At 44.1% G+C, this 6,332-nt stretch carries 5 protein-coding genes; 3 read left to right on the top strand and 2 right to left on the bottom strand.

What is annotated here, in order from left to right; all coding sequences use genetic code 11:
- Window positions 1-201: 201 nt before the first annotated feature.
- Together F6K37_RS29785 and F6K37_RS29780 are read right to left on the bottom strand one after the other, a co-directional pair.
- The gene (locus tag F6K37_RS29785; protein WP_287254087.1) at window positions 202-1,986 is read right to left on the bottom strand and encodes an ABC transporter substrate-binding protein; all 1,785 of its coding nucleotides are present in this window, start codon (window positions 1,984-1,986) and stop codon (window positions 202-204) included.
- Window positions 1,983-2,177, bottom strand: a complete 195-nt coding sequence (locus tag F6K37_RS29780; RefSeq protein WP_137985501.1) for a hypothetical protein — start codon at window positions 2,175-2,177, stop codon at window positions 1,983-1,985. Before F6K37_RS29780 ends, F6K37_RS29785 begins: the two co-directional genes overlap by 4 nt.
- 673 nt (window positions 2,178-2,850) lie before the next feature.
- Between F6K37_RS29780 and F6K37_RS29775 the strand changes: the two genes are divergently transcribed.
- The 3 genes from F6K37_RS29775 to F6K37_RS29765 form a co-directional block, all read left to right on the top strand.
- A complete protein-coding gene (locus F6K37_RS29775; RefSeq protein ID WP_287254084.1) occupies window positions 2,851-2,985 on the top strand; it encodes a hypothetical protein in 135 nt (44 codons plus the stop codon).
- Between the two features lie 589 nt (window positions 2,986-3,574).
- Window positions 3,575-4,855: an ATP-binding protein gene (locus tag F6K37_RS29770; protein ID WP_071107822.1), complete on the top strand. Its 1,281-nt coding sequence runs from the start codon at window positions 3,575-3,577 to the stop codon at window positions 4,853-4,855.
- A 337-nt stretch (window positions 4,856-5,192) separates the two neighbouring features.
- Window positions 5,193-6,332 (top strand): ATP-binding protein (locus tag F6K37_RS29765; protein ID WP_287254081.1); only part of this gene is annotated, 1,140 nt, incomplete at its 3' end.

Raw genomic sequence — 6,332 nt, 5'->3', positions numbered from 1 at the left:
AAAAGGGGGACTTTGAGGTTGATAAGTGTACCTTACACATGCAAGAAACGCTATATAGTATTTCTAAATAGATCATGAAACCCAATGCTGATTGATCATAACATCAAAAACTCCTCCTAATTCTTTCCTACTGTTCCCTTTTCCCTATTCCCTTTTCCCTATTCCCTGCTCCCTGCTCCCTGCTCCCTATTCCCAATGTTATCATTCTGAAATTTTCAGTTCATCAATATTCCAGAATGCGCCTCCTAGAGCGGAATATTGAATCCCTTCTATGGAATTACGAACTGCGGTCATGGCGAGAGGATTAATCAGATAAATATAAGGCAAGTGTTCTAAATTAATATGTTGGGCTTCTTGATAAATCTTTTTGCGATTGTTTTCATCTAACTCTTGAGCGCCTTGGATATAAAGGTCACTTATTTTTTGCTCCCAATCGGCTATTTTACGACCTTGGATCGGGGATTGACCAGGGAAGGTTTTTTGATTAAAGCTGTGCAATCCCCCATCTACAGACCAGACATTAGAACTATTATTGGGTTCAAAGCCACCGCCACTAAAACCAAGCAAATGGCATTCCCAATCTAAGCTATTGCCGAGTTTGTCTACTAGGGTATTGAAGGCAATGGGAGTAAAATCGACTTGAATGCCAATTTTACTGAGGTCTTGCTTAATCTGTGCTCCCATGGCTTCTCGCAGCTTATTACCAGCATTAGTCATTAAGGTGAAACGGACTCGATTACCTTGGCTATCGAGCAGTTCCCCTTCGTCATTGTAGTTAAAGCCCGCTGTTAAGAGTAATTTCTTGGCTTTGTCGGGATTATAGTCATACACTGGTAACCCCTTTTCTGGTGACAGATAATAGGGGCTTTGCACAGGTAAATTAGAATATTGCGGCGCACCTAACCCCCGATATAAATTATTCAGCATGGTTTGCCGGTCGATGCCATAGGCAACGGCTTGTCTAAATTCGAGAGTATTAAACCAACGGGACTTAATTGGATCTACTAAAGGCTCTCCATCCCGGCTACCGGTGTTGAGATTGAAGGAGATAAAACTGGAACTGAGGGTAGGACCAGCGATGTGGATGGTAAAGTTACCCTTTTTTTCCTCCTGCTTCAGCAGGGAATAGTATTCAGGGGATACACCGAGAGCATCTAATCCGCCGGAGCGAAACTGAATAAAGGATGAATCCGTTGATTCTACAATTTCCCAGATCGCCCGCTCAATATAAGGTTGCTGGTTTCCCTGTTCATCTTTTTTCCAGTAGTAGGGATTACGGTCATAAACCACCCGCTGACTGGTGCGGTAGAGTTTGAGTTTGTAAGGGCCGTTGACAATAATATCCTCTGGATCTGTATCTACCCCCCACATGGTCAGAAACTTAGGATTACCCTCTGAATCTTTGGTTTTCACGGATTCTTGCAGGACATGAGCGGGTAAGACCGGTAAGCCAGTACTGCGGAGAAAGGGCGCAAAAGGTTCAGGGACAGCAAATTCCACCCGACGCTGATCGATCTTCTTGACCGTTGGTAAAGCTCGACTCTTGCCAACCCGGAGGATATCTCTAGAATCAGTGGGAATTTCTGGGTTGAGGTAGATGTCATTGTAGGTAAAGACGACATCATCAGTGGTTAAAGGCTCACCATCTGACCACTTTAGCCCCTCCCTCAAGGTAAATAGGATTTTAAGTTTATCGTCGGAAATCTGCCAGGATTCCGCTAAACCCGGGATTATGTCCCCGGTTATCCCATCAGTGTCTATTAAACCCTGAAAGGTAAGACCAAAAATATTGGTGGCACTTTGGTTAAGGGCATAGTTAAAGGTGTTAATGTCACTGAGAATACTCTGGACTATGCGGGGAACGTGAGCTGCCTTGGTTTCAAATTGGCTGATGCTACAGCCAGGGAGTGCGATCGCAAAACTCACAGCCAGGAAAATTCCTAGACAACGATACCAGAGAAGCACAAGAGAATTAGCAGAGGTCATGTAAGAAAGGGAGTAGGGAGTAGGGAGTAGGGAGTAGGGAATCGGGAATCGGGAATCGGGAGTCGGGAATCGGGAACTACGATAATCAACTCTGTACTAGCATACCAAGTCCAGTAGGGTGCGTTAGGGGCGGGCTTGCCCTGATGTTCAACCTCGTACTCAGTGTTTGGACAGCCCGCCCCGTAACGCACCAGCCAAGGGCTCGCTGTTCCCTGTTCCCTATTCCCTGTTCCCTTCTAATTACTGTTCCCTGTTCCCTATTCCCTGTTCCCTACCTCACGAGGTTCAGAGGTTCAACCGCGAGGCTCAGAGGTTCAACCGCGAGGCTCAGAGGTTCAACCGCGAGGCTCAGAGGTTCGACCGCGAGGCTCAGAGGTTCAACCGCGAGGTTCAGAGGTTCAACCGCGAGGTTCAGAGGTTCAACCGAGAGGTTCAGAGGCTCAACCCCACACTTCCCAAACTAACCCAACTCATTGCTCTGTTCTTATCAGAAAAACACCATAACACAAGTACCCTCATGGGTACTCTCAAAAGTCGATTTATTGTTTATAATAAAACCCACACTTTTGAGAACAGGAGTAATTCCCCAACACCCAATACCGTTCGATTAAGCCCCCCAGCCCCCAATTTTGGGGGAGCAAGATGTTTAAAAGTCCCCCAGTATTGGGGGATTTAGGGGGCGAAAAAAATTACTTGAGCGACTAACCGAACAGTAATTCACCAACACCCTTGATTCCTAAACAACTGATAGCTTAATGGTTACCTGATAAGACCTAACTGTTACTGTGATTCCGTAAGTATTCAGCTATCAGCTATCAGCGTGTCGCGTATCAGCTATCAGCTATCAGTCAAAGGCCTTGGCCTATGGCCACCCTACGGGAATGGGCACGTTACTTGAGATGCTATCAGCTTTTGAATCAAACAGGTAAGCATTGGTTTAATAGTCACGAAAGTCAAATCCCTTGTGCCCTGTGCCACAAAGCAACTCAAGTAGCGTGAGCTAAAAGCTGACGGCTGACGGCTGAATGCTTACGTGATTCCAGTCACAAAACCCTTAAGGTTAGTGTCAAAAACTAAGGAAATAAATCACTGTAGTGTTATAGTAGTTTTATAACTATTCCAAAATTTTACCTACAAAGTCATCGAGACCTAGAGGGTTCACAAGTTTTGCCCCAAACGTTCACAATATCTCGATCTCAGGTAATCAATCGGTGCATTTTGTGAATAGTGTTAACCAAAATAGGGGAGCATCCAAGCCCGAAAGAATTCTTTGATAATTAATTAGGACTTACCCATTGCCCCCTAAATCCCCCAAACTTGATACTGCTGGCGAATTTAACATTTAGAAATATCAGCCTGAAGACAGCAGTCTTTATAGCCCCCCAACCCCCAATTCTGGGGGAGCATGAACTTAAAGTTACCCATCTGCTACCCTTGTGTAAACAAATATTAATTTCGCCAACGGTATCAAACTTGGGGGACTTTCGTGACTTTGTCCTCCCCAGGTTTGGGGGGTTAGGGGGGCAAAAGCAACTAAATTTCGTAAGTCCTATTTAATGCAAATTGAAAATTGAATATGGAAGCCAAGATGATGCAAAATCCTTTTACCTACGGTCAGCCAGTTTCCCCAGAGCGTTTTGTGGGACGACGATCAGAAATTCAGGCGGCCTTTGATCAAATTTATAACCGCAGTAACTTAGCGATTTGGGGGGGGCCAGCCATGGGCAAGACCTCTTTCCTGGAACTTCTGGCTTCCCCCCAAGTTTGGAAACAGTATGGACAGGATCCATCCCAGGCTGTGATGGTGCTGCTGAGTTGCGAAAGTATTCAACCCTTTACAGCTTCCGGGTTTTGGCAAGAAGTGTTTAATCTGCTCAAAAAAGAATTAGACGGTGAGCCAGAGCTTCAGGAAGAGATCGACACATTGCTGGACCAGGGAAAAGCAACCACTAGGGGCATGCGCCAAGTATTGCGGCAGCTTGGCAAACGCCACAAATTCTTGCTGTTGCTCGTGGATGACTATGATTGGGCACTGCGGCCAAACCCTCACTATAGTCATGCTGAGATGGAAACCTTTCTCACGGAGTGTCGCAGTATTGCCTATCACTCTCGGGAGAGGCGATATCTATCCATGATTGTGGCCTCACTCCGCCGTCTCAATGAACTTGGTCCTGCTCTCAATCCCAATAGTTCTCCCTGGTACAACCATTATCTGTTCCAATCCCTCAAGCCATTTACTGACCCTGACATTGATCAATTAATGGCTGGTATGCCAATTACCCCAACCTTACGGGAGCTGATCCAAGACATTGCTGGTGGACATCCGGCTCTGCTCCAGATTGCTGGTTTTTTGCTTTATCGAGAGCTAAAAACTGGCAAGGTCCCTGATGCCCAAGCCTTTGCTCGGGACTTTGAAGGTAAGACACGACAAATATTTGAAACGATTTGGAAACGGTGCAGCGAAGTTGAGCAAACCTTATTGATGTTGATGGCCTTGTTCAAGTTAGAAGGTCGTCTCCATCATAAGAAGCACTTTGACTTGAGGGGCATTGACGTAATCTTTAGTCAACACCAGCGAGAGTTAACTAACCTGGCCGAACAAGGGGTGATTATCACAAATCAGAGCAGCAATCAAGACTCAAAGAAACCAGACTACGTATTTACCTCATCAATTATGGAGGGGTGGGTGATTCAGGAACTTTGGCAGACTGATAATCCGATAGTAGGAGATAGGGAAAGATTTCTCAATTTGATCAGTCATACTCAACTTCAGAAAGTCACGAAGACTATTAACTGGCTATCGGCCAATCAAAAGACAGTCAAAACTGCTTTGGCATGGGGGAGGATAGTGTTAGCTGCATTTTCCTAACTTCAGCATTCAGCTAATGCGCTACTTCAGATGCTACTTGAGGTGCTATCAGCTATCAGCTTATTGGTTAGGTCACAGTCTCAAAGCCTGTGCCACCTTGAGGTGCTTTTGAATAAAATAAGCTGACCACTGACCACTGAATGCTTACTGGTCTTGAAAGTTTTATGCATAACTGTTGCTGCTTATTCCGATAAGTTTATAGATACTTATAAATCAGCTATTAGCACTCAACATTAAACAGTTGGTGCCTTAGCTTAATACTTACTTACTGACTTCAAATGGCAGCAAACCTTGACTGGTTTGGATAAAAATTAAACAAATCATCAATCGTCGGCTAATGGTTAATAATTCTTATAATCATCCTAATCCTTATGAAATCGGGAAGATAATTGATGATCCAGACAAGTTTTTTGGACGAGAGAGTCTGTTTCAGTTTATCGAAGACAACCTCAGGCAGAGGGTAAAGGTAATTTTACTCCATGGTCAACGACGAATTGGCAAATCATCAATATTGGCACAGATTCCCAACAAAGTTGCTACGGATCAGTTTTACTTTGTTAATTTCGATTTGCAAGGCTACATTCACAAACCCTTCAGTCATATTATCTATAACTTGGCTCAAGAGATTTGTGATCACTTAGTGGATGACTTTGATCTAGGACAAGATTATCTTACTCCGCCCTCAAAACAAGAGTTAAACAATGATATAACTATTTTTTTTGATAATTTTTTGCCGAAAGTTTTTTGGTTATTAAAGAGTAAAAATTTGGTATTTTTGCTGGATGAATTTGATGTTTTAACTAACCAAAAGCCTCGATCAGAAGAGCGTAATTTTTTTTCCTATTTAGCTAACTTGATTAAACGGCACCATCAATTATTTATGATTGCGGTAGTGGGACGGAATCTCGTTGACGTGCCTATTATAGTCCGGGTGTTTGGAAGTCCACCTTACCACGAAATTGGTTTTCTGAATAAGCTGAGTGCTCAACGGCTAATTACTAAACCAGCTAAGGATGTGGTAACCTATGAACCCCATGCCGTTACAAAAATTTACAATTTATCAGCAGGGCATCCCTATTTTACCCAAGTCCTATGCTTTACTTTATTCTTAAGGGCTAGGGAAAACCAGTGGAAGATTTATAGCCGAGATGTGGAGCTTATAGTTAAGCAGGCTATTGAGAAAGCTGAAGCGGGATTGGCGGGGTTGTGGGAAAGTTTACCGATCCCAGAGCGAGTGGTATTCTTAGCGGTGGCAGAAGCTCAACAAAGAGCTATCTCCCAACACCAGCTGTTGCCAGAACACCCATTATCTTTCCTAGAGGGCTATGGTGTGATTCAGACTAATCCCCTGTATCAAGCCACCAAACGACTTAAAGACTACGGTTTCGTCGATGATACAGAACGTAGAGTAAAGGTGCCATTAGTCCGCCACTGGTTACTTCAGCATCACTCACTACGGCAAGAGATACTAAAACTG

The organism is Moorena sp. SIO4E2, assembly GCF_010671945.1.
In the GTDB taxonomy this organism is placed as follows: domain Bacteria; phylum Cyanobacteriota; class Cyanobacteriia; order Cyanobacteriales; family Coleofasciculaceae; genus Moorena; species Moorena producens.
This window is presented reverse-complemented; position numbering and strand designations above follow the sequence as displayed.